This window comes from Paenibacillus sp. MT124 (assembly GCF_058792755.1).
The window spans coordinates 6,224,609-6,247,360 of sequence record NZ_CM179500.1 but is presented as its reverse complement, the minus strand read 5'-3'; the positions used below and the strand labels follow the sequence as shown (position 1 = coordinate 6,247,360).

Annotated in this window: 22 protein-coding genes; 18 read left to right on the top strand and 4 right to left on the bottom strand. The window is 49.4% G+C overall.

Annotation, left to right across the window (positions count from 1 at the left end; genetic code table 11):
• The first annotated feature begins 236 nt into the window (after positions 1–236).
• The 5 genes from AC3RCI_RS28230 (at position 237) to AC3RCI_RS28210 (ending at position 7,944) form a co-directional block, all read left to right on the top strand.
• Complete coding sequence (locus AC3RCI_RS28230) at positions 237–1,271, top strand: NADH:flavin oxidoreductase/NADH oxidase (RefSeq protein ID WP_492527153.1); 1,035 nt, start codon at positions 237–239, stop codon at positions 1,269–1,271.
• Positions 1,272–1,543: 272 nt separating this feature from the next.
• Positions 1,544–1,969, top strand: a complete 426-nt coding sequence (locus AC3RCI_RS28225) for an SRPBCC family protein (RefSeq protein WP_492527152.1) — start codon at positions 1,544–1,546, stop codon at positions 1,967–1,969.
• Positions 1,970–2,201: 232 nt separating this feature from the next.
• Complete coding sequence (locus tag AC3RCI_RS28220; RefSeq protein ID WP_492527151.1) at positions 2,202–5,285, top strand: hybrid sensor histidine kinase/response regulator; 3,084 nt, start codon at positions 2,202–2,204, stop codon at positions 5,283–5,285.
• Positions 5,286–5,411: 126 nt separating this feature from the next.
• Positions 5,412–6,575 (top strand): response regulator, encoded by a 1,164-nt coding sequence (locus tag AC3RCI_RS28215; RefSeq protein WP_492527150.1) that lies wholly within the window; start codon positions 5,412–5,414, stop codon positions 6,573–6,575.
• A gap of 25 nt (positions 6,576–6,600) precedes the next feature.
• The gene (locus AC3RCI_RS28210) at positions 6,601–7,944 is read left to right on the top strand and encodes a cryptochrome/photolyase family protein (protein ID WP_492527149.1); all 1,344 of its coding nucleotides are present in this window, start codon (positions 6,601–6,603) and stop codon (positions 7,942–7,944) included.
• Here the strand turns inward: AC3RCI_RS28210 and AC3RCI_RS28205 are convergent.
• Together AC3RCI_RS28205 and AC3RCI_RS28200 are read right to left on the bottom strand one after the other, a co-directional pair.
• Complete coding sequence (locus AC3RCI_RS28205; protein ID WP_492527148.1) at positions 7,898–8,224, bottom strand: GyrI-like domain-containing protein; 327 nt, start codon at positions 8,222–8,224, stop codon at positions 7,898–7,900. The genes AC3RCI_RS28210 and AC3RCI_RS28205 overlap by 47 nt on opposite strands.
• A gap of 43 nt (positions 8,225–8,267) precedes the next feature.
• Positions 8,268–8,543 (bottom strand): helix-turn-helix transcriptional regulator, encoded by a 276-nt coding sequence (locus AC3RCI_RS28200; RefSeq protein ID WP_492527147.1) that lies wholly within the window; start codon positions 8,541–8,543, stop codon positions 8,268–8,270.
• 135 nt (positions 8,544–8,678) lie between these two features.
• Here AC3RCI_RS28200 and AC3RCI_RS28195 point away from each other — a divergent pair, with 135 nt between their 5' ends.
• From AC3RCI_RS28195 to AC3RCI_RS28175, 5 genes are all read left to right on the top strand, one after another.
• Positions 8,679–9,164 (top strand): GyrI-like domain-containing protein, encoded by a 486-nt coding sequence (locus tag AC3RCI_RS28195; protein WP_492527146.1) that lies wholly within the window; start codon positions 8,679–8,681, stop codon positions 9,162–9,164.
• A gap of 213 nt (positions 9,165–9,377) precedes the next feature.
• On the top strand, positions 9,378–10,553 hold the full coding sequence (locus AC3RCI_RS28190) for an acyltransferase (protein ID WP_492527145.1): 1,176 nt from the start codon (positions 9,378–9,380) through the stop codon (positions 10,551–10,553).
• 194 nt (positions 10,554–10,747) lie between these two features.
• Positions 10,748–10,903, top strand: a complete 156-nt coding sequence (locus tag AC3RCI_RS28185) for a hypothetical protein (protein WP_336782418.1) — start codon at positions 10,748–10,750, stop codon at positions 10,901–10,903.
• A 44-nt stretch (positions 10,904–10,947) separates the two neighbouring features.
• On the top strand, positions 10,948–12,438 hold the full coding sequence (locus AC3RCI_RS28180) for an HNH endonuclease (RefSeq protein ID WP_492527144.1): 1,491 nt from the start codon (positions 10,948–10,950) through the stop codon (positions 12,436–12,438).
• Between the two features lie 250 nt (positions 12,439–12,688).
• Positions 12,689–13,345 (top strand): TVP38/TMEM64 family protein, encoded by a 657-nt coding sequence (locus tag AC3RCI_RS28175; RefSeq protein ID WP_492527143.1) that lies wholly within the window; start codon positions 12,689–12,691, stop codon positions 13,343–13,345.
• Positions 13,346–13,475: 130 nt separating this feature from the next.
• Here the strand turns inward: AC3RCI_RS28175 and AC3RCI_RS28170 are convergent, their stop codons facing one another.
• Complete coding sequence (locus AC3RCI_RS28170) at positions 13,476–13,991, bottom strand: cupin domain-containing protein (protein WP_336782414.1); 516 nt, start codon at positions 13,989–13,991, stop codon at positions 13,476–13,478.
• Between the two features lie 164 nt (positions 13,992–14,155).
• Here AC3RCI_RS28170 and AC3RCI_RS28165 point away from each other — a divergent pair, with 164 nt between their 5' ends.
• Positions 14,156–15,157, top strand: coding sequence for an NAD-dependent epimerase/dehydratase family protein (locus AC3RCI_RS28165; protein ID WP_492527142.1), 1,002 nt, complete (start codon positions 14,156–14,158; stop codon positions 15,155–15,157).
• 169 nt (positions 15,158–15,326) lie between these two features.
• Here the strand turns inward: AC3RCI_RS28165 and AC3RCI_RS28160 are convergent, their stop codons facing one another.
• Positions 15,327–15,500 carry a CsbD family protein gene (locus tag AC3RCI_RS28160; RefSeq protein WP_082704104.1) on the bottom strand — a complete coding sequence of 58 codons (174 nt, stop codon included), beginning with the start codon at positions 15,498–15,500 and terminating at the stop codon, positions 15,327–15,329.
• Between the two features lie 681 nt (positions 15,501–16,181).
• Between AC3RCI_RS28160 and AC3RCI_RS28155 the strand changes: the two genes are divergently transcribed.
• The 7 genes from AC3RCI_RS28155 to AC3RCI_RS28125 all read left to right on the top strand — a co-directional run bounded on the left by AC3RCI_RS28155 (position 16,182) and on the right by AC3RCI_RS28125 (position 22,624).
• Complete coding sequence (locus tag AC3RCI_RS28155) at positions 16,182–16,628, top strand: DUF1641 domain-containing protein (protein ID WP_095290826.1); 447 nt, start codon at positions 16,182–16,184, stop codon at positions 16,626–16,628.
• A 23-nt stretch (positions 16,629–16,651) separates the two neighbouring features.
• Positions 16,652–17,833, top strand: a complete 1,182-nt coding sequence (locus AC3RCI_RS28150; RefSeq protein ID WP_127537452.1) for an NAD(P)/FAD-dependent oxidoreductase — start codon at positions 16,652–16,654, stop codon at positions 17,831–17,833.
• 314 nt (positions 17,834–18,147) lie between these two features.
• On the top strand, positions 18,148–18,792 hold the full coding sequence (locus AC3RCI_RS28145) for an SDR family oxidoreductase (protein ID WP_492527141.1): 645 nt from the start codon (positions 18,148–18,150) through the stop codon (positions 18,790–18,792).
• A gap of 46 nt (positions 18,793–18,838) precedes the next feature.
• Entirely contained in the window at positions 18,839–19,582 is a 744-nt protein-coding gene (locus tag AC3RCI_RS28140) for a response regulator transcription factor (RefSeq protein WP_492527140.1), read from the top strand.
• The gene (locus tag AC3RCI_RS28135) at positions 19,579–20,967 is read left to right on the top strand and encodes a sensor histidine kinase (RefSeq protein ID WP_492527139.1); all 1,389 of its coding nucleotides are present in this window, start codon (positions 19,579–19,581) and stop codon (positions 20,965–20,967) included. Before AC3RCI_RS28140 ends, AC3RCI_RS28135 begins: the two co-directional genes overlap by 4 nt.
• 76 nt (positions 20,968–21,043) lie before the next feature.
• Positions 21,044–21,835 carry a PepSY domain-containing protein gene (locus AC3RCI_RS28130; protein ID WP_492527138.1) on the top strand — a complete coding sequence of 264 codons (792 nt, stop codon included), beginning with the start codon at positions 21,044–21,046 and terminating at the stop codon, positions 21,833–21,835.
• Between the two features lie 150 nt (positions 21,836–21,985).
• Positions 21,986–22,624: a PepSY domain-containing protein gene (locus AC3RCI_RS28125; protein ID WP_492527137.1), complete on the top strand. Its 639-nt coding sequence runs from the start codon at positions 21,986–21,988 to the stop codon at positions 22,622–22,624.
• Positions 22,625–22,752 lie beyond the last annotated feature (128 nt).

Here is a 22,752-nt window from a genome sequence, read left to right as displayed (position 1 = left end):
TGTTTTGGACATACTTCGTGTAGGGCTGGAAGTGCCACGAAGTAGTTATAGGTATAAAAAAGGGTACTATGGCACAAAAATGTACGTACTTGCATTCAGGGAAGGCTGCTTCATAATAAAGAATGGTCGACAGATTGGCGAGAAAGACTGCACAAGATTGGGTAACTGTTTTTCATGTTGAAAAACAAGTGATTGCCTCAACATATACTAATCTATTGAATAGGAGATGTATCCATATGTCAGAAAAATTATTTTCCCCCTATCAGTTCAAGGGGCTTCAACTGAATAACCGTGTAGTTATGGCGCCAATGTGCCAGTACTCGGTAACGGCCAAGGATGGCATCCCGAATGATTGGCATCAGGTTCACTATGTAAGTCGTGCGGTTGGGGGTACAGGTCTGATTGTTATCGAAATGACAGACGTTGAACCGGATGGCCGTATTACCGATAACGACCTGGGCATCTGGTCGGACGAGCATATTCCGGCTTTTGCCAAGCTGGTGGATGGCATGCATGCCCATGGCTCGAAAGTGGCGATTCAAATTGCACATGCTGGGCGAAAAGCGGAGGATGCAGAGCAGCCGGTAGCCCCATCCGTGGTCACTTTCCCGGGTGAAGACTACAGGGAGCCTCGTGCATTAACTACCGAAGAGGTAGAAGCCATGGTTCAGAAATTTGCAGACGGTGTTCGCCGCGCAGTGCAGGCTGGAGTGGATGCCATTGAGCTGCACGGAGCACATGGATATCTTATTCACCAGTTCCATTCCAAGCTGATGAATCATCGTGAGGATGTATATGGACAGGATCTGGCTCGATTCGGCGTTGAGATTATTCGTGCAGTGAAAAAGGAAATGCCGGAAGACATGCCGCTCATCATGCGCATATCTGCAGTTGAATACGCTGATGGCGGCTACGATATTGAGCACACCTTGGATCTGGCTCGTGCCTATCAGGCAGCAGGTGTGGACATATTCCACATCAGCTCTGGCGGAGAAGGACCTGCTGGACAACGGAAGCCGGGTAACTACCCAGGTTATCAAGTTCCATTTGCCCGTCGTTTCCGCGAAGAACTGAACGTTCCGGTGATTGCAGTAGGGCTGCTGGATGATGCAGCTCTCGCTCAAGCCGTTATTGGCAACGGCGATGCCGATCTGGTTGCAGTGGGCAGAGGCATGCTGCGCGATCCGTACTGGGCTAACCATGCGGCTCTGGAGCTTGGTGTCAGCAAGGCTAAGGCAGCGATTGCGGAGCAATATTCCCGCGGTTATTAATTTTATCTAAAACATATATCAGCTCGTACGACAGGCCGCGGTAAGGGAGACCTTAGCTGCGGCCTGATTTTGCATTTTGATAGCCAAGCGGTCACGGTTGGGATTCCATTGTTCAGAGCAGACTAAGAAGGGAGTTGCACATCTTATATATATGCGTTTCAAGATGATGTTCGTTTAAGAGGAGATCCAATGCTAGATTCGGTTGTTAAATGAATTCATTTGACACCTATCTTCATATCCCGAACAATGAGTAATATCTATTCAAGGAGGCGATGGTTATGACATCATCGAGCGCACTGCCGGACATTCGGCAGCAATTGGTACTTCATGCACCGCTGGAAAAGGTATGGGAGACCGTCTCAACAGCAGAAGGCATGGAAGCCTGGTTTATGCCAAGTAATCTGGAGCCGGTGGAAGGGCATGAATTCGTGCTGGAAGCTGGACCTTTTGGCAAATCACCATGCCGGGTTACGGAAGTTCAGCCGCTTCACAAGCTATCCTTTCAATGGGGCAAGGATTGGGCACTGACCTTCGAACTGGAAGAAGAGCCGGGAGGCACAGCATTTACATTGATTCACAGCGGCTGGGATGCGGATAAACTGACTGAATTCGGACAGGCCCATGCCATCGTGCGCGAGCGAATGGAGCAGGGCTGGTCAGGCATCGTGCAGAAGCTGGCGCAGGTTGTAAGCGAGTAAGAGAGGATTGTCAGTTGCGATCAGGGTCATTTCCTGATTAACAGCTGGCAGTCTTTTTTTATTTTGTAAGCTTTTGATGGAGAGTTCATACGAGATGGTGAACCGCCTTAAAAAATGTGATTCTTTTTAGTTTCCTTCTATTTCCGTGGGCAGCAGAAACGTGTAACATGGATCATGAAGATAAAACGACAAAAAGTGACGCCTATCGTCACGTGTCAGAAGGACTTCATCGATGAAAAAGCACTGGATTATGCTGACGATTAGTTTCATTTGTATTGTTGTCTTCCCTGTGGGGTGGATTGTGCAGAGTATTATAACTGAACGTGGGAATCCGGTAGTTAAACAAGGCATAATCGATTTGACCACATGGGATTTCACCAAAAAGGGTGCAGCCACATTGGACGGAGTCTGGGACTTCTACCCGAACCAATTACTGACCCCGGTTGATTTTGAGGCTGATGTGTCCGGACGCAAACCACTTGGGCCACCTGCAGCTCTTCAAGTCCCGGCCAGGTGGAATAAGACGATGGGTGAAGCTCATGGCTACGGAACATATCACCTTCGTGTCAAGCTCAGGCCCAGCTCCGAGAAGAATGATTATGGCATTCGTACAAAGAATATTCGTATGGCACACCTTATTTTTATAGATGGCAAAGAGATCGGAGGCAGGGGACTGCCTGGTGAAACAAGGGAAACGGATCTCCAGTACAACTTGCCGTTCACCGGGTTTACCTCAATTGAGGGAGACCGTGCAGATATCATCATTCAAGTTTCCAACTATACATACTCTTCGGGAGGAATTGTAGCTCCACTGTTATTTGGAGATGAACATAGCATTCTATACAGCCAGCAGTGGGACTGGCTCAAGGATCTGATGACCCTTTTCGGATTTATCCTCCCTGCGGCGTTTTTCCTGCTGCTATTCAGGCTGCGCCGAAGTGAGAAGGAGCTTCGTTACCTGGGCTTATTCAGTCTCTCCGGAGCCATGTATGCACTGACGCATGGGGAGAAACTGCTGGGCACCTTTGTGCCGTTTCTACCGAATACTGAAATTCTAAGGCTTCAATTAATAAGTTCAGCACTGGCCTATTACTATTTGCTTCGCTATATGGATGCGCTTGTTCCGGGTGCAATTCACAAATGGTACGTACGTCTGGGAATTACGCTGGTGATTTTGCAATGCGCTATCGGCCTGACCTTGTCTCCTGTACTATTCTCGCAACTGGAGCCTCTAATGCTGATGGTGTCGCTTAGCGTCATTGTATACACTCTTCGAGCGATGTTTTATTGGTTGAAAAAGAGGCCCAATGACAGCCATTACGTGCTGATCAGCATGATGAGCATCCTCATGGTTGTTATTTTGTATACCATCGGCGCATTCACGACGCAGGATACGGCCTTTCTCGCCCTGTATGAGCTATTGTTATTTGTTTTTGCTCAGATGATTCTTACGGCGATCCGGTTCGCGCAGTCCTTTCGTGAAGTTGAGGCATTATCCGAGCGCCTGCTTGTGATCGATAACCTGAAGGATGAATTCATGGCCAATACGTCGCATGAACTGAGGACCCCGCTGCATGGCATCATTAATATTGCCCAGTCCATGCTGGAAGGAGCGGCAGGGGCTGTGACGCCGAAGCAGGCCAGAAACCTGTCCATGATCACGTCTACCGGTAAGAGGCTTTCCCTGCTGGTCAATGACATTCTGGATTTCTCCAAGCTCAAGAATAGTGAGATCGAGCTGAAGCGGGAGGCGGTGGATCTGGAGTCCGTTGCCCGCACCGTGGTTGAAGTTTCGGGATTTACCTTCGGGGATAAGCCTATTGTGTTAATACAGGATTGGCCTCCATCCCTGCCATTGGTCGAAGCAGATGAGGATCGGTTACGGCAGATTCTCTATAATCTGATTGGCAATGCATACAAGTACACGCAGCAAGGCGAGATACGGTTATATGCAATTGTGCAGGGGGATCAAATCCGAATGTCTGTGGCGGATACAGGGGTTGGCATTGCTCCAGAGAAGCTGGAGGATATATTCCAGTCCTATGAGCAGGAGAATGGTACAAGTGGAAGAATTAACGGCGGGACAGGGCTTGGTCTCAGTATTACGCGTAAACTTGTAGAGCTGGGCGGAGGCATGATCTGGGCCCAGTCAGAACCGGGTCAGGGATCTATTTTTCACTTCACCCTGCCAATTGCCAAAACGCCGCTGCTTCATACGGTTTCCAGACCGACTGCAGCGAGCTACGTGCCAGCCGAGCGTGCTAATCCATCTGGAGGGCTTCCTACAGAACTCGATGAATCAGAAGAGGGCCTTATAGCAGAACATACGATTCTGATTGTGGATGACGATCCGGTAAATCTCCAGGTATTGTACAATCTGTTGTCAACAGAGCGATACCGGGTCATTTCTGCCGATAGTGGTGCTGTAGCCTTGAAAATGCGAGAACAACACCCGGGAATCGACTTGGTGATTACCGACTGGATGATGCCGCAGATGTCCGGAATTGAATTATGCCGCAAACTGCGTGAGCGTAATTCCCTGTCCGAACTGCCGATCCTGATGCTGACGGCGCGTGGATTGCCTGAGGATATCAGGCTGGGTTTCCAGGCTGGTGCCAATGATTTCCTAAGCAAGCCGGTGGATGCGGGGGAGCTTCGTGCGAGGGTTCGCACCCTGATTGAAATGCGGGCCTCCGTTCAAGGCGCCATTCGCACAGAGATGGCTTTTTTGCAGGCACAGATCAAGCCCCACTTTTTATATAACGCACTTAATGTCATTATCGCTACTTGTGCCGTTAACCCGGACAAAGCTACAGATTTATTGATCGAACTGAGTCACTATCTGCGTGGGAGCTTCGACTTTCAGAACCGGGATCAGCTGGTGCCGCTGACCAAGGAACTTGAGCTGGTGGAGTCCTATGTACATCTGGAACAGGCCCGGTTTGAAGAACGACTGGTGGTCAACTATGAAGTGGAACCGGACGTTCGGATCTATGTGCCGCCTCTCAGCATTCAGCCACTCGTTGAAAATGCCATTCGTCATGGTGTGATGGAGCGGGCTGCGGGTGGAACCGTGACTCTGAAAATTGCCAGAGAGGATGATCGAATCATCGTCCAGGTTGAAGATAATGGGGTGGGCATCCCCCCGGAGCGTTTGGCCCAGGTTCATTCGGGAAGGACGGAAGGACCGGGAGGGGTGGGCTTGCAAAATATCAACCGGCGTTTAATGTCCTTATATGGCGAGGGATTGAATATTCAAAGCCATGTGGGCAAAGGGACGAAAATTCGTTTCCGTATTCCTCTACCCAGAGGGTAATTATCCCAGAATTGTGCCGAGACCGATCATAATGGTTAACAGACTAATAAGTTGATAAAGTCTATTCTGTAATTCCTTTGATATAGAATGAAGAAGATTAAGTAAGGGCAGGAGGCTGGAAGAACAGTGAGAGCCATTGTAATCGATGACGAGAAGCCGGCGCAGCTCCATCTGGAGCGCCTGTTATTGTCGGACGGACGGATTACACCCGTGCAGTGTTTTTCAACAGCTCGTGATGGACTGGATTTTCTGGCAAAAGAACGTGTCGATGTGGTATTTCTGGATATTGGCATGCCAGAAATGAACGGACTGGAAGCGGCTGAGTATATACAGCAGCTGGATAACAAACTTCGAATTATATTTGTAACAGCGTACGCCGATCATGCAGTCGAAGCATTTGAACTGCATGCACTGGATTATGTTCTGAAGCCGGTAAGCTCGGCAAGATTGGGCAAAACCATTGACCGGATTGCTGCTTGGAAGTCTGCTATGCCGGAAATGGCAGCGGCTGCGGAAGTAAAGGAACCCGTTTCCAATGCTGCCGAGGATGACATCCAGTTACCGGGACTGCTCACCTTCAAACATTTGGATATCTATAGAAGCCTGAAACCGGAGGCAACCAAGCATAGATGGAGGACGACCAAATCTCAGGAGTTATTCGCATTTCTGTTTCACCATCGTGGAGAATGGGTAAGCAAAGAGATTCTGCTTGATAAATTATGGGCCGATGTCACCTTGGAAAAAGGGTTAACCCATCTGCATACATCCGTATACCAGATTCGGAAACTGCTGAAAGAATGGAGTATGACAGGCAAATTGGAATACAACATGAATCGGTACCGTTTGCTGCCCGGCAATCTGGTGAGTGACGTGGAGCAGTTTGAACTAGGAGCGGGATATGCAGAAGTCACTTCTACCAATGTGGAAGAGCTGCGGGAGATCATGTTGTTATATCGCGGAGATTATCTTGAAGAGCATGACTACCCTTGGGCACAATCGAAGGCCCGTGAGCTAAGACGAAAATATATACGATTGGTCATGGACCTGGCTGAATGGAACATGAAGCATGGACGCGGCAAGGATGCCATCGAGCAGTTACTCGATTTACAGGAAAGAGAGCCTTATGCTGAAGAGATTTGCCGATTAATGATGAGGGTGTATGCATCCATGGGTGATGGATCAGCCATACTCCAATTATATTCATCATTTGCCAAGACACTCTTGGAGGATTTGGGGCATCAGCCGGAACCGGAAACGAGCCGCCTCTTTCAGGAACTAACGGCAAAATAGGCACAGGCCGGGCGGGAGGATTGTAGTGAAATTATTCATACATCGCAAGGATTTGCGTACGGAGGATCTGCACGCTTTTGATTATTTGCAGAACCAGGAAGATGAGAGTTTGCACCTTTTTATCTACGACCCCTTTTTGCTTCGTCAGGGACGCGATAAGGAACACAGCGGCATCAACTTTCTGAGGCACGCAGCCGGGCTTGCCAGACAGTACCGGGAGGCAGGCAAGCTGCTGCATGTGGCACATGGCAAGCCAGCAGAAGTTGTGGATTACATATTGGGCCACACGGAAGAAATCATCGATGAAGTGGTCGTTCACCGGGATATGACACCTTACGCGATCGAAAGGGATCGCAGTATACGCAAGGTTGTAGACAAATACCAGGCCAAGTTCACACAGCTGACGGATCATCTGCTGATCGATCTTCCGCGGTTCGCTGACTTTACAGGCAAATCGGAGCCCTATAAAGTATTCGCGGCTTTCCACCGGCGCTGGGTGGAGTTTATGAATGAATTCCCGAACCCTCCTTCGGTACTAACGGTAGCTGATCTTAAGATCAGTAAGCTGTCCATCGAGTTTCCTGATTCATTCAGGGTTCCAGCAGCGCTTATGGATGTCGACCCCGCAGAAGAGCCTTATGGGCTGCTCGATGCGTTCCTGAAGGAGCGTATCGCCGAGTACGGGGAGCAACGGGATCAATATGAAGCATACGAGCCAAGCCATCTTAGTTCCTATGTGGCGGTAGGAGCCATCTCGATTCGCAGGATGTACGATGCCGCTTACCGGGCAGAACAACCGGACGAATGGATTAGACAGCTGTGCTTCCGTGACTTTTATCTGTACCGTGCAGTATATGAGAGTCACTATTTTACATACGAAAAGGTATACGATCTGTCACCGTTAAGTGACTATCACTTCGAATGCTGGTGCAAGGCAGAGACGGGAATACCAATTATTGATGCTGCGATGACCGAGCTGAATGAGACGGGGCGCATGCCTAATCGATTGCGTATTCTGACGGCGATGTTCCTGACCAAAAACCTGCAGTGTCCGTTTCCCCTGGGTGAGGCTTACTTCAGACGCAAGCTGCTGGATTATGACAACATTCAGAATCGCGGGAACTGGTTATGGTGTGCATCACTTGGTGAAAATGCTGCTCCGTATTTTCGGGTAAACAATCCGGTAACACAGTCGGAGAAGTATGATCCCCAGGGAGATTATATCCGGAAATGGCTGCCTGATCTGAAGGATCTGCACAGCAAGGATATCCATCAACCACGCGAAGGTGCGATTGTGGATCTGAAGGCTTCCAGGCAGGCGGCTATAGAGGTCTATAAACAAATTCTGGCGAGCCGTCACAAAGATTAGTACCGTGCAGCGGAATATGTATAGTGATGCTGGCGGGAGGATCGGATGGCCGGATCTCCAAGGCATAGCCAGAAATGTCAAGCTCAAGGCCCTGCTGTCTCAACTTGTCCATGAGCAGGAGAAACGTCTGATCAATCTCTGCGCGATCCGGAGCACCGAAATGGGAATATACGGCGTATTCACGGGCTGGGAGGACTATGCCGACCATGCCTTCCGGCACTTCATGGAAGTGGGATACCTCTACTCCGGCAATATAGTGATAGAGGCGTGTACGACTCAAGGATACGCCCGTCTTCACCCCCGGCCGGGTTTGGCGGGGGATTTCATGTTGTCTGCGGACGTACCATCCGCTCAAAAGAATGAGCCTTGGTGATTCGTTGACCTGTCATATTCGTCACTCGACCCGATTGCAGCAAGGTATATCCTCCCCGCCGTCCAGGTTCTGCATATAGGGGCACACCCATTCCACTAAGCTCATGTAAATACCGAAGCATAGTACGGTAAGAAACCCCGAATTCGGCAGCCAATTCTTCAGCGGTAAACGTAGGTTTGTCATACACTCGCATCATAAGTTCAATCAAACGCTGCGTTTTGGTCATGTTCCATCCGCTCCTGAGAGAAATATAGATATACTGACAGATTTTGTCACTATATTAGTATAAAATAGAGTCAGGACTTACGGCAACAGGATCAACTTGAAGATAGGGAGAACATGAATGAGAGGGTGAGAGGGTATGGAACAAGTCAATTCTTCAATGTTGGTACGCAAGGAGGCGGCGACCATTATCGGACTGAAATGGGAGGGAACCTTCGCTGAAGCAGGGGCAGGGGGCATTCGCGAGGTGCAAACGGAGTTCAAGCGTCGTCTGCAGGAGATCAGTGATGTGCTCCATCCACAGGAGCTTCTGGGATTGTCCTATCATACGACAGATACAGGATTTGTCCATTATGTCGCAGTCGAGGTTGGCGAAGATGGAGCATCAACCATTCCATCGGGAATGGTGAAGGTTGATGTCCCGGCACATGACTACGCCAAGTGCAGCCATGTCAAAGGACAGAGTGTGGAAGCTTCATACAATCGAATCTATACCTGGATTGAGGAACAGGGCCATGCCGCGTCGCAAGGTCCGCTTACACACTATGAAGTGTATCCGATGGATCAGGATCCATATGATCCGGAGCCCGAGTTTACCATTTTCATCCCAGTGAACCAGAAATAAATACTGCCAAGGCAGCATTGCTCGAAGACCGCATTATAGCGGTCTTTTTTACATTTATAGACATGAAAATAGTGTGAAATCCACTGAAAATTTAGGAATTGTTAAGAAAATGGACTACCCATCTTAAGCATTATGCCTTTTAATAGATAGTGAGCTTATCGTACTAAGTCATATCTGACATATTGACGAACACATTAAGGAGAAACGCTAAACATGAGTGAGACATTGAAAAGAGAGCGAATACCGGAGCTGAACCTGGTACGTGCCATGGCGATTATCGGCGTGCTGTGTGTGCATTCCACGTCTTATGCGACAGTGGACATGACGGGTTCGGGCTACTACTGGCTGTACAACTTTATTAATATCTTCATGAAATATGGTACGCCAACTTTTATTTTCATGAGCAGCTTCGTGTTGTTCTATAATTATTATTCCCGTCCCATGGACAAGAAACTGGTCAGCAATTTTTATAAAAAGAGATTCGTTTACATTCTGCTGCCGTATTTCCTGTTTTCCCTGTTTTATTTTGTTATTCTGCATTTCACCCATTATCAAGGCCGTCCGTTTGGTGAATCTGCCATCAGCTTCATTACCAAACTGTTCACGGGTAAGGCGTATACGCATCTGTACTTTGTATTCATCAACATGCAATTCTATCTGTTATTCCCGCTTGTTCTGTGGCTGCTGAAGAAGTATCCTACGGTGGTAAAGTGGTCTGTACCGATTGGCCTGCTGATCCAGTGGGCATTTATCGTAAGTAACAAATACGGCTTCCAGGTTCCGAACAAGGGAAGCTGGGCCTTCTCATACTTCTCCTATTTCATGCTGGGAGCGTTCATCGGGGTCTATTTTCCAAAGATCAAGCAATGGTTTGTCATCAGCCGTGAAAATGCGACCAAAGGCCGCGTAGCATCCTGGATTCTGCTGTGGGCAGTCTGGATTGCTGCCGGACTCGGACATGTATATATTTATTACCTGCTCCGTATGAAGATTGCCACGTATAACACACTGTGGTATGAGTTTTTCTGGAATTTGCATACCTTTGCTTGCGCGCTCGTACTGATTCAGATTGCATACCTGTTGTATCGCAAGGGGCCTGCATTGATTGCCAAGCCGCTTAATCGACTTGGTGCGCTGTCCTTCGGAATTTATCTGATCCATCCATTTTTCCTGCTGTTGTATCGGGAATTCCCACCGCAAACTGGGGTCTCCTTGCTGGTTCACCTATGGTATGCCGGAGGCTTTGCCGTAGCGCTGTTCGCTTCATGGATTGTAGTGGGGCTGACTGCGAGGTTCGTTCCGTTTGCCTGGGTCATCTTCGGCAATCTGCCGAAACCAAAACCACGGGTGATCCCGCAATCCAATTCGGGCCAGCTCGATGTTCGTTAATATTTAATTGCCATTATAGGAATAATAATCCGTTTCTTGGTCGACCTTAGGGTTGAGCGGGGAACGGTTTTTTCATGCGATCAATGAGCATCATGTGGGAACGAATGTTTCTTTTGGAGCTGCCAGGGGTAATGAGAAGGCGGAACACAAATCAAAAATGCAGAGACTTACAGAACAGGATCAAGGTGAGATGAATGAAAACATGTGAACAATGCGGGAAACCGATGCAAGATATATTGGAATATGTAGAGCACATTCTTCATGAATGCAATGGACAGACAACAGAGTACGGCACAGATGGCTATCCGGCACAGACACAGGGGTATGAGTGTGTCCGCGAGCAGATGTGATACAATAGAAAGAAACCGGATTCATACGGAACCGAGGTGACAACATGGAGACGGGCTCAGCCCCTTTCCGGCAGAACATGACGGAACATGAAGCGCAACAGACCAAGGTATGCATGCATTGCGGGCAACAGCGTCCGTTGTCTGAATTTCGGCGCAGAACTGGAAAGAGGGCGGGGCCCGGTGCCAGACGAGGGGCCTGTCGTCGTTGTCGTCAGCGCAGTGGACAGGCTGACGTTAGCGACATCCCGGTGCAGCAGGGTCAGAGTTTGCACATGCGGATGCCAAGACAAGAGAAGATTACAAATGAGTTAAGTACTGAGGCCAATCAACGGGTGATTCAAGAGACAGCGGATGAGGGTTCTGTGAAACAGCACAGCAAAGCTGAGCCTTTGTCTTCATCCTCCTCGGAGCCATCAGGTGATCGGAAGAAAAGGAGACGGAGACGAAAGTCCAAACCGCAGCAGGTACAGCCAGTCCTTGAGCCGTCTGAACGGATTACGGAATCAGGCGCCGCAGGCCAGGAAGATCGTGATCCGAAGGTTGGTGGACGCACCGTATCCAATGTGCGTGCTGAACAGGCCGCCGCGCAGGCAGCTGGGGCGGCCAGCGAGGCTTCGCTGCCGGAAGATCCGCAGGATCCGGCAGCGGGAACAGCAGCTGCGGGTCAGCAGACCGCAGCGGGGCGCAAGCGCAAGCGGCGCCGCAAACGCTCGGCGCCGCCTGGTGCTGGCACTGGACCGGACCGCATTGCGGTCAAGTCCGAGGTGCCAGCGAGCGACCGTGGAGCTGCGGCCACGGTCGACGGGCCTTTGGCGGCAGCTGCACAGCCTGCCGCTCCAGGGCTGGACCCGGGCCAGGCAGCTTCTGCTGCGGCCGGGACAGCCGAATCTGCTCCCATGCGGCCACAGGGTCCGCAAGGGAGCAGGGTGCGGCCAATGCGCAAAGAACGTGCGCATAAGGCCGCCAGTGAAGACGGTGCCCGGGCAACGATTTCCGGACACCGTCCCCATTCCCATCATGCCCGCAGCCGAAGCGCGGGCGCAGATGGCCGGCCGCGCCGTCAGACTCCGGCGGTTCCGGCAGCCATTGATCCGGAAGATCCGTCATCGCTCCGTACGAACAGGCAGGGCATGGTCCGCATGCGTGGCAAGACGGATAAAGGCCGCCGCTGGCATCAGGAGATTGACATGGAGCTTGCGGTCACGCTGGTCAAGGAAAAAGCCGCAGTTGTTGTCAATCGGTACACGATTCGCCGATTATTCAGCAACAAGGATTTCAAACGGTACATTATGACCCGGGATCAATATACCTGCTACTTCTGTGGATCATATGGTGATACGATCGACCATCTTCTGCCTCGGGCCAAAGGTGGTCATACAACTCCGCTAAACTGTGTATGTGCCTGCAATCTGTGCAACCAGTCCAAAGCTGCAATGGATGCAGACGAGTTCATGCGGTCCGGCATACCTGAATGGAATGCCGCTCATCAGGAGGAACTGAACGAACTGCAGATGCAGGAGGCCCAGCTGGAATAGAATATGTTTATTTCTTCTCCTGTTAGGGGGAGGGATACCAATATAGCAAAGCACACCAAGACTTGTTGTACAGGTCAGGGTGTGCTTTTTGTTATGTTGGTCTCTTCTGTGAATATTTCTTCAAATTAACAACGGTTTGGTGTGGATTCGTACGTTATACTGTGAGAAGAAGATGAACTGTACCCAGATCATTCGAGCACAGGAATTACGGTGTGAACGGATGGAGACTGAATAGATTGGAAGGATGCACATGACCCCGGTACCTCTGGACATCATGTCCTACATTACGGAAGAGAATATTCGTTATTGGCTGGAGCAGTTTCGTTCCCTGGGGCCGCTTCCGGGTATACTGCTTACCTTTATGAAGTCCTTTATGCCACCGCTGCCAACCCTGCTGATCGTGGGGGTTAATGGGGCGGTGTATGGACTATGGGCGGGATTTTTGTACTCGTGGATCGGGATGGTGCTGGGTTGTACCCTGACCTTCTTGCTGGTCCGGGAGATTGGGAAATCTGCCTTCGTGGAACGATGGTCCAGCAAACCGCGTGTTCAGCGGAGCATGGTATGGATTCGGCGGAATGCCTTCAGTTATGTATTTTTGCTGAGCATCTTTCCGGTCGGACCGTTTGTCATCATTAATGTGGCGGCAGGTATTGCCCGAATGAGACTCATGTCTTTCCTGCTCGCCGTAGGGTTTGGTAAAGGCATCATGATATTCTGCGTGACCTACATTGGCTCCAATGTGGCCCAATTCCTGGAACATCCTGTAAGATGGATTGGTGTATTGCTGTTTATCGCTGTATCATTGTGGGCCAGTCGGAAGCTGGAGAGACACTTCACCCGTTCATCGTCCGAGGAGAAACGGAACGAATCCAATTCCTCTTCAGGGAATACCATTTCTTCCTGATCAGCCGCTTGCAACACGGTTCTACGGCATCCGGTTACGCGCATAAGCTAAACAGACTGTTATCGAGGAACTGATTTTTCTCGTTAACAGTCTGTTTTTCTGTTTGGTTCACTCATATCCAGGCACCCTCTTATTTGCCTTTATTCCATAATTCCAACAAGGGTCCCTCGTTCCCGTAGACTGGATCTGTATCAGGGATGGGCACACCCTGAATCTCCCGGAGCACTTCAGGACGTTCTCCCGGATCACCTGTACGGGTATTGTAGCTTGTGCCACCAGGGTAAGCACCTGCTATACGAAAATCAGAGCTGGCTTCCAGACGTTTATGTCCTGTTCCTGCAGGAAGCACAACAATATCTCCCGTTTGCAGATAAACTCGTTGGCCCTTTTCCCCGCCCAGAATCAGCTGAACGAAACCGCTAACCACGGCTAGTGCTTCATGGGCATTGCTATGAAAATGATGATAGTCAAACACACCATTAATCCAGCTGTTTCCCCAATGATTTCTGTTGAGCAGCGCCTCTGCTCGGGACGGGTCTTTTGCCCATACCCCCTTATACAACAGTACTGGCAAGTTTGGATTGTTGGGAATCACGCCATCGTCTTGGAAGTAAAAGGTCTCTATATTCTCTCTGGATTCATTCATTATCATCACCTCACTGTTTATTACCCTCATTAGCTGTCTGCTCTGCGGAAAGAAAAATAAAAATGAATGGAAAATGATACAAAACGTATCAATTTAAGGTTATACTCAATACATACGCTCGCCTCAAGAGCCTGCCTGAGTAAAATCCAAGGAGGAATGGTTTGGTGAACATTGTCATAACAGGGGCTTCCGGATTTGTGGGATTCAATCTTTCTCATTATTTGGCGCAAAAGGGCCACCGCATTACCCTGATCGACCGGGATGACTATTGTCAGAGACTTGTTCACAGCTCCCCGCTGCATGAGATGACCTTCACTTGTTGTGACCTCGCTTCAGACCGCTTCAGCTTGCCACAGGGAACCGATTATATTATTCACCTAGCAGCCATGCCGCATGTGGATTATTCCTACCACCACCCAGGAGAAGTGTTTCGTAACAACACATTAAGCACACAGGCCATTTTGCAATATGCAGCCGATCATCGTATTCCGGTTGTACTGGCCTCCTCGGTAGAGGTCTATGGAGGCGAGTTTGGCAGAGTGTACTCCGAATCAGACGTATATGCTCCAGTATCACCCTATTCGGCATCCAAAGTAGCCTGCGAGACGCTGGCTCATTCCTATGCCCAATGTTATAACCTCCCCGTCAAAATCTTCCGCCTAACCAACCTATATGGGCCATGGCAGCTGCCTGATCGAATCATTCCCCGCAATTTTGGCCGGATGATGGATGGCTTGCGGCTGGATATTCAAGGATCAGCTGTACGTGATTTTCTGTATATCGATGATGCAATGAAAGCCATTGAACAGATTATGCTGCATGGACAAGATCGGCATACGTATAACATCTCGACAGGACAAGGCACAACGATGCAGCAGATTGGCGAGCTGCTGCAATCACTGCAGCGCTCCACAGGAGATGTCGAGATTCGGGATCAGGAACCGACCCAGTCCAGAGGCTCCAGTTTGGTCGTTTATTCGGGCAAGTTAAGAGAAGAACTGGGCTGGAAACCGCAGATTACATTGGAACAGGGGCTGGAAAAGACATACCGCTGGTATCAGGAGCATCTGGATTGGGTACGACAATTCAGCAGACAGTATCAAACATCGAGAGGAAGTCATGAGTTTATCGTGGATATGGCAAGATATGTGGCCCCAGCGATTTGATACAACGTATTACAATCAAAAAAAGCCAGGGAAGGGTGATTGGAATAGCACCTTCCTTGGCTTTTTTCTGCCCCGTAGGTACAGACATGTTTATGCTGCATGTCTACGGGCCGAGATCATGACGTATATAGTGCACGACTTGATCGTGCGAAGCATATGAGACCAAATCCTAGTGGCGATCTTTTACATCGGCAATTTTATCTTGAACCGCGCCTTTCGCCTTGTCCTTTTTACCCTCAGCCTGAAGGGATCTGTTGTTTGTTGCGTTACCGATCTGATCCTTCACTTCGCCTTTGGCTTTATTCACGCCTGCTTTGATTTTATCGCTAGTTGAATTACTCATATCGAACATCTCCTTCATTTCTGGTGTAGTCCTTATTAACCGGGTTCCTGTAATTTTAAACTTTGTTTGTCAGAAGAAGCTTTCGTAAGGGCCTGGATTAAGGTCAAGATTCTCATCGGGAAGAATTGAGCGAATAGGGAATAAGCCAGCATGACAAGCTGCATAATAACGATAGTGACCAAATTCGTTGCATGGAATTCATGATTTTGGAAAACACTTCCTAAAAATAAGAATGAAAAAATCCTCCATATGTACTTTTTCGCACATATGGACGTATGAGATCTTGTCTTAATACCACATGTGGTAGGAATGCAGATCTGGAACAGAACGATAAGCGGTTACATCCCGACCGCGAAGCTTGACAAAAAAATCGGATTTGTTACAATGTTCACAATATCTTCACAAGTGTAAAAAATTTCTTTTTCATGTTCATGTGTAAGAGGTGTAATATAAGGGTATAGAGTTCGGTTTCGGCCTGCTTGTCGTTTTGCGTCAACACATGTTGTCCGCAATAGACCCAATACAACACATGATCCGAGAGCGGCCCTTGGGCTTCGCTCTTTCTATTGTGTGAAATTTGGTACATTTCAATGTATCCCTTGTATTCGTGGTTCGGCTCTGCTTGACAGGCATCATGAAAGTCGCGGACTTCTATCCCAAAGTAAAGGAGGACTTTCTCTTATGTCACAATCGCCTACTCAACAAGAGGTGCCAGTTACAGAAGGTGCCAACGTTTCCGAGCGCCAGTCCTTGGACGTGCTCGATCAACTGATGAAGCCTGAGGTACAGGAGTCTCTGACCGTTCTGGTTGAAAACCTGCCTAAACTGGCTGAAATGGTTACTGCCATGACCAAAGCTTATGACTTTGCACAAAGCGTAGCTACAGACAAAGTTCTGATCAGCGACACAATGAGCGCAATGGGTGAATTCGCTAAACCAGTTGTAGACAAAGCCAAAGGTGTAGCTTCCGCTGCAATCGAAGCAAGTGATCGTGCGCAAGCAGAGCAAACTTCGGTTGGTCTGTTCGCTATGCTCAAAATGCTTAAAGATCCAAACGTACAACAAACGCTGCGTTTTGCTCAATCATTCCTGAGCATTCTGAACGAGCGTCAACAACAGCAACGTTAAGATTAGAAGAACGGAGGATGGATATGTCGAAGCAAATTTTGATCTTGGGCGGAGGTTACGGTGGTCTTTTGACTGCGCTGACTGCGCGTCAATACCTGACACCGGAAGAAGCGACAATTACAGTCGTTAACCGTTACCCTACGCACCAAATTATTACGGAACTGCACCGTCTTGCAGCAGGAAGCATTGCTGAAAAGGCAGTTGCTCTTCCGCTTGAAAAATTGCTGCGTGGTAAAAACGTGAACTTGAAAATCGATACGGTGGACACAATCAAGCCGGACGAGAAAAAAGTTCTGATGACCAGCGGCTCTACTTACTCTTATGATGCACTCGTCGTTGCCCTGGGTAGCGAAACGGCATTCTTCGGAATTCCGGGATTGCAGGAGTACAGCTTCACGCTGAAATCCGTTAGCGATGCTAACCGCATTCGTGCGCACGTTGAAGCACGTCTGGATGCTTACAAACAATCCGGCAACAAAGCAGACGCAACGTTTGTTATTGGTGGCGGCGGTTTGACTGGTATCGAGCTTGTCGGCGAATTCGCTGACCTGCTGCCAGGCGTATGCCAAGAAAAAGGTATCGATTTCAATGATATCTCCCTGTATACCGTTGAAGCAGGTCCATCCATTCTTGCAGGATTCCCGCCAGAACTGGTTGACCGTGCAAAATCGAGTCTCGAGAAACGTGGCGTTAACTTCATCGTTGGCGTAGCGATCACAGAGATGAAAGAAAACGAAGTATTGCTGAAAGACGGCAGCTCGATCCCTACGAACACACTCGTATGGACAGGTGGCGTACAAGGTAATGCGGTAGTTGCTAACAGTGGAATTGAAGTGGATCGCGGCCGTGCTAAAGTTACGGAAGTTCTGCAATCCACATCCCACAAAGATGTGTTCGTTGCTGGTGACAGCGCAGTGGTCTTCCCTAGCGAAGGCGCTCGTCCATATCCTCCAACTGCACAACTGGCTTGGCAAATGGGTGAAACCATTGGTCACAACCTGGGCGTAATGTTCAAAGGTGGTGCAATGGAATCCTTCACACCAGTATTCTCCGGTACACTGGGAAGTCTGGGTCGTAAGGATGCTGTCGGCATGATCGGTGGCAACCAGACTCGTCTGAAAGGTCTGCCAGCAACCATGATGAAAGAAGCAAGTAACATCCGTTACCTGTCTCACATCCACGGATTGTTCGCACTGGCTTACTAATTTAGTAGCCATCCATATAAGGGTGCCCCTAGGGGCACCCTTTTTGCGTTCCTTCAGCCATGGTTAAACGCTAAGGAGCAGGTGAGGTTAAAAGGGCTGTAGAACTGGATGGTTACGTTAGGTATAGACAGTACAGGGTGTATGGTATATTAAGATGTATATGGAAGCATGATTTATGCGCTGACAATGCGCTAAACGGATGGGATCACAGCAGCCGGCGCTTAGAAGCGCCGGCTTTCGTTTAAATTAAAGACAAGTCCAGAGAAGGATAAAGCTACACGGGGTTACCCGTTTAACCGAGAGGAGCATGACATATGAATGTATTGGTTATTGGTGCAAACGGACAAATCGGCAAGATGCTTGTGGAACAGCTCGTCCAGGAAGGCAAGCATCAGGTGACGGCAATGATTCGCAAACCGGAACAGGCAGATGCATTGAAACAGCTGGGTGCAAATGTAGTCATGGGTGATCTGGAGGGCAGCGTGAATGATCTGGCTGAAGCAATGAAGGATCATGATGCCGTCGTATTCACGGCAGGGTCCGGTGGTTCTACAGGTGCAGACAAGACACTCCTAATTGATCTCGACGGGGCTGTAAAAACCATGGAGGCCGCGCTGCAGCAGGGAATTTCCAGATACATTCTGGTCAGTGCTTTTGGCGCAGATCAGCGGGAGAAATGGTCAGATGCCATTAAACCATACTATGTGGCGAAGCATTATGCCGATCGCGCGCTGTTTGCAAGCGAGCTGAATTATACGATTATTCGCCCTGGTGGCTTGAAAAGCGAACCAGGAACAGGCAAAATCGCCGTAGGAACAGACTTGAAACCAGGAAGTATATCACGTGAGGATGTGGCCCGGGTTATCGCGGCATCCCTGCAGGAAGAGAAGACATATCGAATGGCATTTGACCTAATTGCCGGGGACGACCTCGTGGAGGATGCATTGGGCAAACTGTAGAGTTCTATTGTAAGATATCGGGAGAATGGAACGAGGGGGACTCGGTATGAATGAAGCCGTGCTGGTGATTGAAGATGAGCCCAAAATTGCACGCCTGCTTGAAATTGAATTACAGTATGAGGGATATCAGGTGGGGAAGGCAGGGAGCGGTACGGAAGGGCTGGAAATGTATCATGGCGGTCAGTGGGATCTGATTCTGTTGGATATTATGCTTCCAGGCCTGAGCGGAATTGAGGTGCTGCGGCGAATCCGTGCCAAAGATGCCTTGGTGCCCATCCTGATGCTAACTGCGAAGGATTCAGTCGAGGACAAGGTGTCGGGACTTGATCTCGGTGCCAATGATTACATTACTAAACCCTTCCGAATCGAAGAACTGCTTGCCAGAGTACGGGCAGCGCTCCGGCTGAGTGCCGCAGCCGCTTCTTCATCGGGGGTAATACGACATGCCAAACAAGACACAACAAGCCATATGACTGAAGAAGAAACAGGCTGGCTTACTGCCGCTGGGTTGAAGTTGAATGAGGGTACAAGGGAGGTATCCCGGGATGGAATACCTATCGAGCTTACTCCACGTGAGTTCGATCTTCTTGTGTATCTGCTGCAGAATCAGCGTCAGGTATTGAGTCGTGATCAGATTGTGCAGGCAGTCTGGGGTTACGATTATTATGGAGATACCAATGTGGTGGATGTGTATATCCGTTATGTGCGCAAAAAGGTAGATAACGGGTTCACTCCACCCTTAATACATACCGTTCGTGGCGTTGGATACGTTCTGAAGGAGCAATCATGAGTCTGCGGAGCAAAATTTATGGATACTCCTCGGTTTTGTTTGCGGTACTGCTCATCGCTGTAAACCTGTCCGTGTATATCGTTTTTGAACGAATTTCAATGTCTAATGAGATCAAGCGTGTCGAAGCTGAGGCCGGCTCGATCGTAACAGGAGTGCGCGATTCTGCCGAATCCATTCCACCGGACGATCTGCTGCGTGCCTATGCGCCGGTGGAAGGAATGCTCCGCATTGTCAATGAGGATGGTACCAGTTCCGATCCGGTAACGACAGCGACAGAGCCCCAATTGAACGAGATGCTGAGCAAGCTGCCGTATAAGTACGAGAGTCAAAAGAAATCAGAGTATACCCGGGTTGGACAGCTGGAGTATGTCTGGGTGTCTGTGCCGGTAATCTGGCCTGATGGTGAAGTGGTGAATGTACAAGTCACTGAAAGTGTTGCAGATACCGAGAATGGCCTGTCCGTGCTGCGTACGGTTCTGGTCGTTGTAACGATTATCGCATTGATCCCTGCGATTATCTCCAGTCGAATTTTGGCGAACCGGATGACAAGGCCGATTCAGCAGATGACTCGTACCATGAGTGATATCCAGTCAAGCGGCCAGTTTAAGCGGCTTCCGCTGGCTGCACAATCGAAGGATGAACTGAGTACCATGGGGCAGACGTTCAACCGCATGATGGATTTGCTGGAATCCAACTTCGAGCGGCAGGAGCGTTTCGTATCGGATGCCTCGCATGAGCTTAAAACACCGCTGACCATTATTGAGAGTTATGCGAGTCTGCTGCAGCGACGGGGCAAGGACCGACCTGAGGTGTTCGATGAGGCTGTTGAAGCCATACTGTCCGAATCCGTTCGCATGCGGGAGATGACCGAACAGCTGCTCTTGCTGGCCAAGCAGCCAGAGCAATGGAACATACAGCTGGAAAGGCTTGATATCACACGTTTGGCTCAGGAATCTACTCGAGCCTTCCGGGAAGCCTATCACCGGGAAGTTTATTGTGATAATCCGGGCAGTATCTGGGTGATCAGTGATGAAAGTAAGCTGAAGCAGATGTTGTTTATTCTGCTGGACAATGCACGCAAGTATAGCGAGGATGCCATTGAAGTCAGACTGGAATCCAGAGGACAGGAATGCCAGATATGCATCGTTGATACGGGGATTGGAATGCGGGAGGAAGAGCTAACCAAAGTATTTGACCGTTTCTACCGTGTGGATCCGGCAAGAACTCGCAGCGGCGGAGCAAGTGGATCGGGCTTGGGATTGTCTCTCGCGAAGGACATCGCAGGGGCTATGGGGGCACGTGTTGAACTGAAGAGTTCCGAAGGTGTAGGCACCGAGGCTTCGATTATTTTGCCAGTATCCGTTCAAACGACCCTGTTCTCATGAAATTCTCATTCTTCTCTTGTATACTGATGCCAAGAGTGCCACGGGAGCAGATGCACGTGTGAAAGGGGGAGGCAGATTGGAAAAGTCACAGATACCACCGGAAATGAAACGGGAACAGCAGCAGACGAGCGGAAGGTCAAAGCGACCGATATGGTGGGGGGCAGGTATTGTGGCTGTGCTGCTTGTCGCAATCGTAGGCTGGTGGCAGCCATGGCAATCCAGCCGTGTGATGCTGAGTGCGGATGCAGCCGCTCAGGCCGTATTGGAACAATACCCTGGAGAAATTGTGAATTCCACGTTGAAGGACGGTACGTATATCATGCAGCTTCGATCCGAAACGGGGCTATATGATGTACAGCTGGATGCGGCAACCGCTACTGTCAATGCCATTAAGCGGCTGGAATCCAATCCTCAGGCTGAAGAAAAAACACTGCTCAGCCGGGAGCAGATCAAGACGGAGTTGCGGAAGCAAACCGATGAGCAGCTGGTATCATTGGAACTGGTGGAACAGCAGGGAAGTCCGGTTTATCAGGCCGTATTGAAAATGAAGGATAATCGCCGGGAGCAGTGGAGGGTTGATCCATATAACGGGGAGAAGCAATCTTCCCAGACGCTGGATGCTCCAGCTTCGGAACCGGGAAAAGAGAATGATACTCCGCAGTTTCTTAGTGAGAAGGAAGCTGAGCAAAAAGCACTTGCCAGAGTTCCCGGGGAAGTGGATGACACGGAGCTCCGTGGAACGAATAGTGGGAATCCCTATTACCTGGTTGAGATTGATCTGGAGGACGGCAGGGAAGCTATCGTGCAGGTGAACGCTATATCCGGAGCGATCCGGTCCGTGACCTGGGATGAAGACGAAGAAGATTAAGTAAAGCCTCAACAATAGAGATGCAATGATGCTGTGAATGTTCTTCTCATTTTCTCATCAAATTCTAATCTGACTCTCGCTGATCTCTCATACGCACAGGTTATTCTATAACTGTAGACGAGAACGAGAATAACAACGAGGAGATGATTCATGATGATGAACAAACACAAACTATGGATTGGCAGCATTTCGGCAGCGGTACTTCTTGGAGGATCGGCGGTAGCAGCAAGCAGCAGTGTAAACGGACAGTCCGTGCAGACTACGCCATCAGCGACTTCCCAGTCGGTCACACAGGATCAGAGCAGCACGGGCAAATTGCTGACTGGAGCGCAAGCCAAAGCAGCGGCATTAAAAGCGGCTGAGGGTAAAGTGGACGACATCGATCTGGAGCGCAGAAACGGCCAAACGTTCTACGAGGTCGAAATCGACCGCAAAGGAAGCAATGACGTTGTGGTACGTTTGGATGCCTACACAGGCAAAATTCTGGCGGTTGTGGATGATGAAGACTATGACGACGATGATGATTATAATTACAATGGCTCTGCCACAAGTACTTCTTCCAACCAGTCTGCTGCAAAACAGGTTAAACTGACCGAAGCCCAAGCCTCTGCGATTGCCCTGAAACAGGTGACAGGTGGAAAAGTAACCGAAATTGAACTCGACCATGATGACGGACGTTATGTCTATGAGATCGAGATCAGAACCGCAGATGGTGAAGCAGATGTTGATGTGGATGCCAATACAGGTAAAGTGCTGTCCTTTGACCAGGATTTTGACGACGAGGATTAATGAAGGATCGTTAAGACACCGATTAAAATAAATACAAGTTAGCATGCTCTTACACCTTATGAGAACACCTCTAGAAAGCTGCATGCTCATGGTAAAGGACGCTTCATATGAAGCGTCCTTTTTGCTGC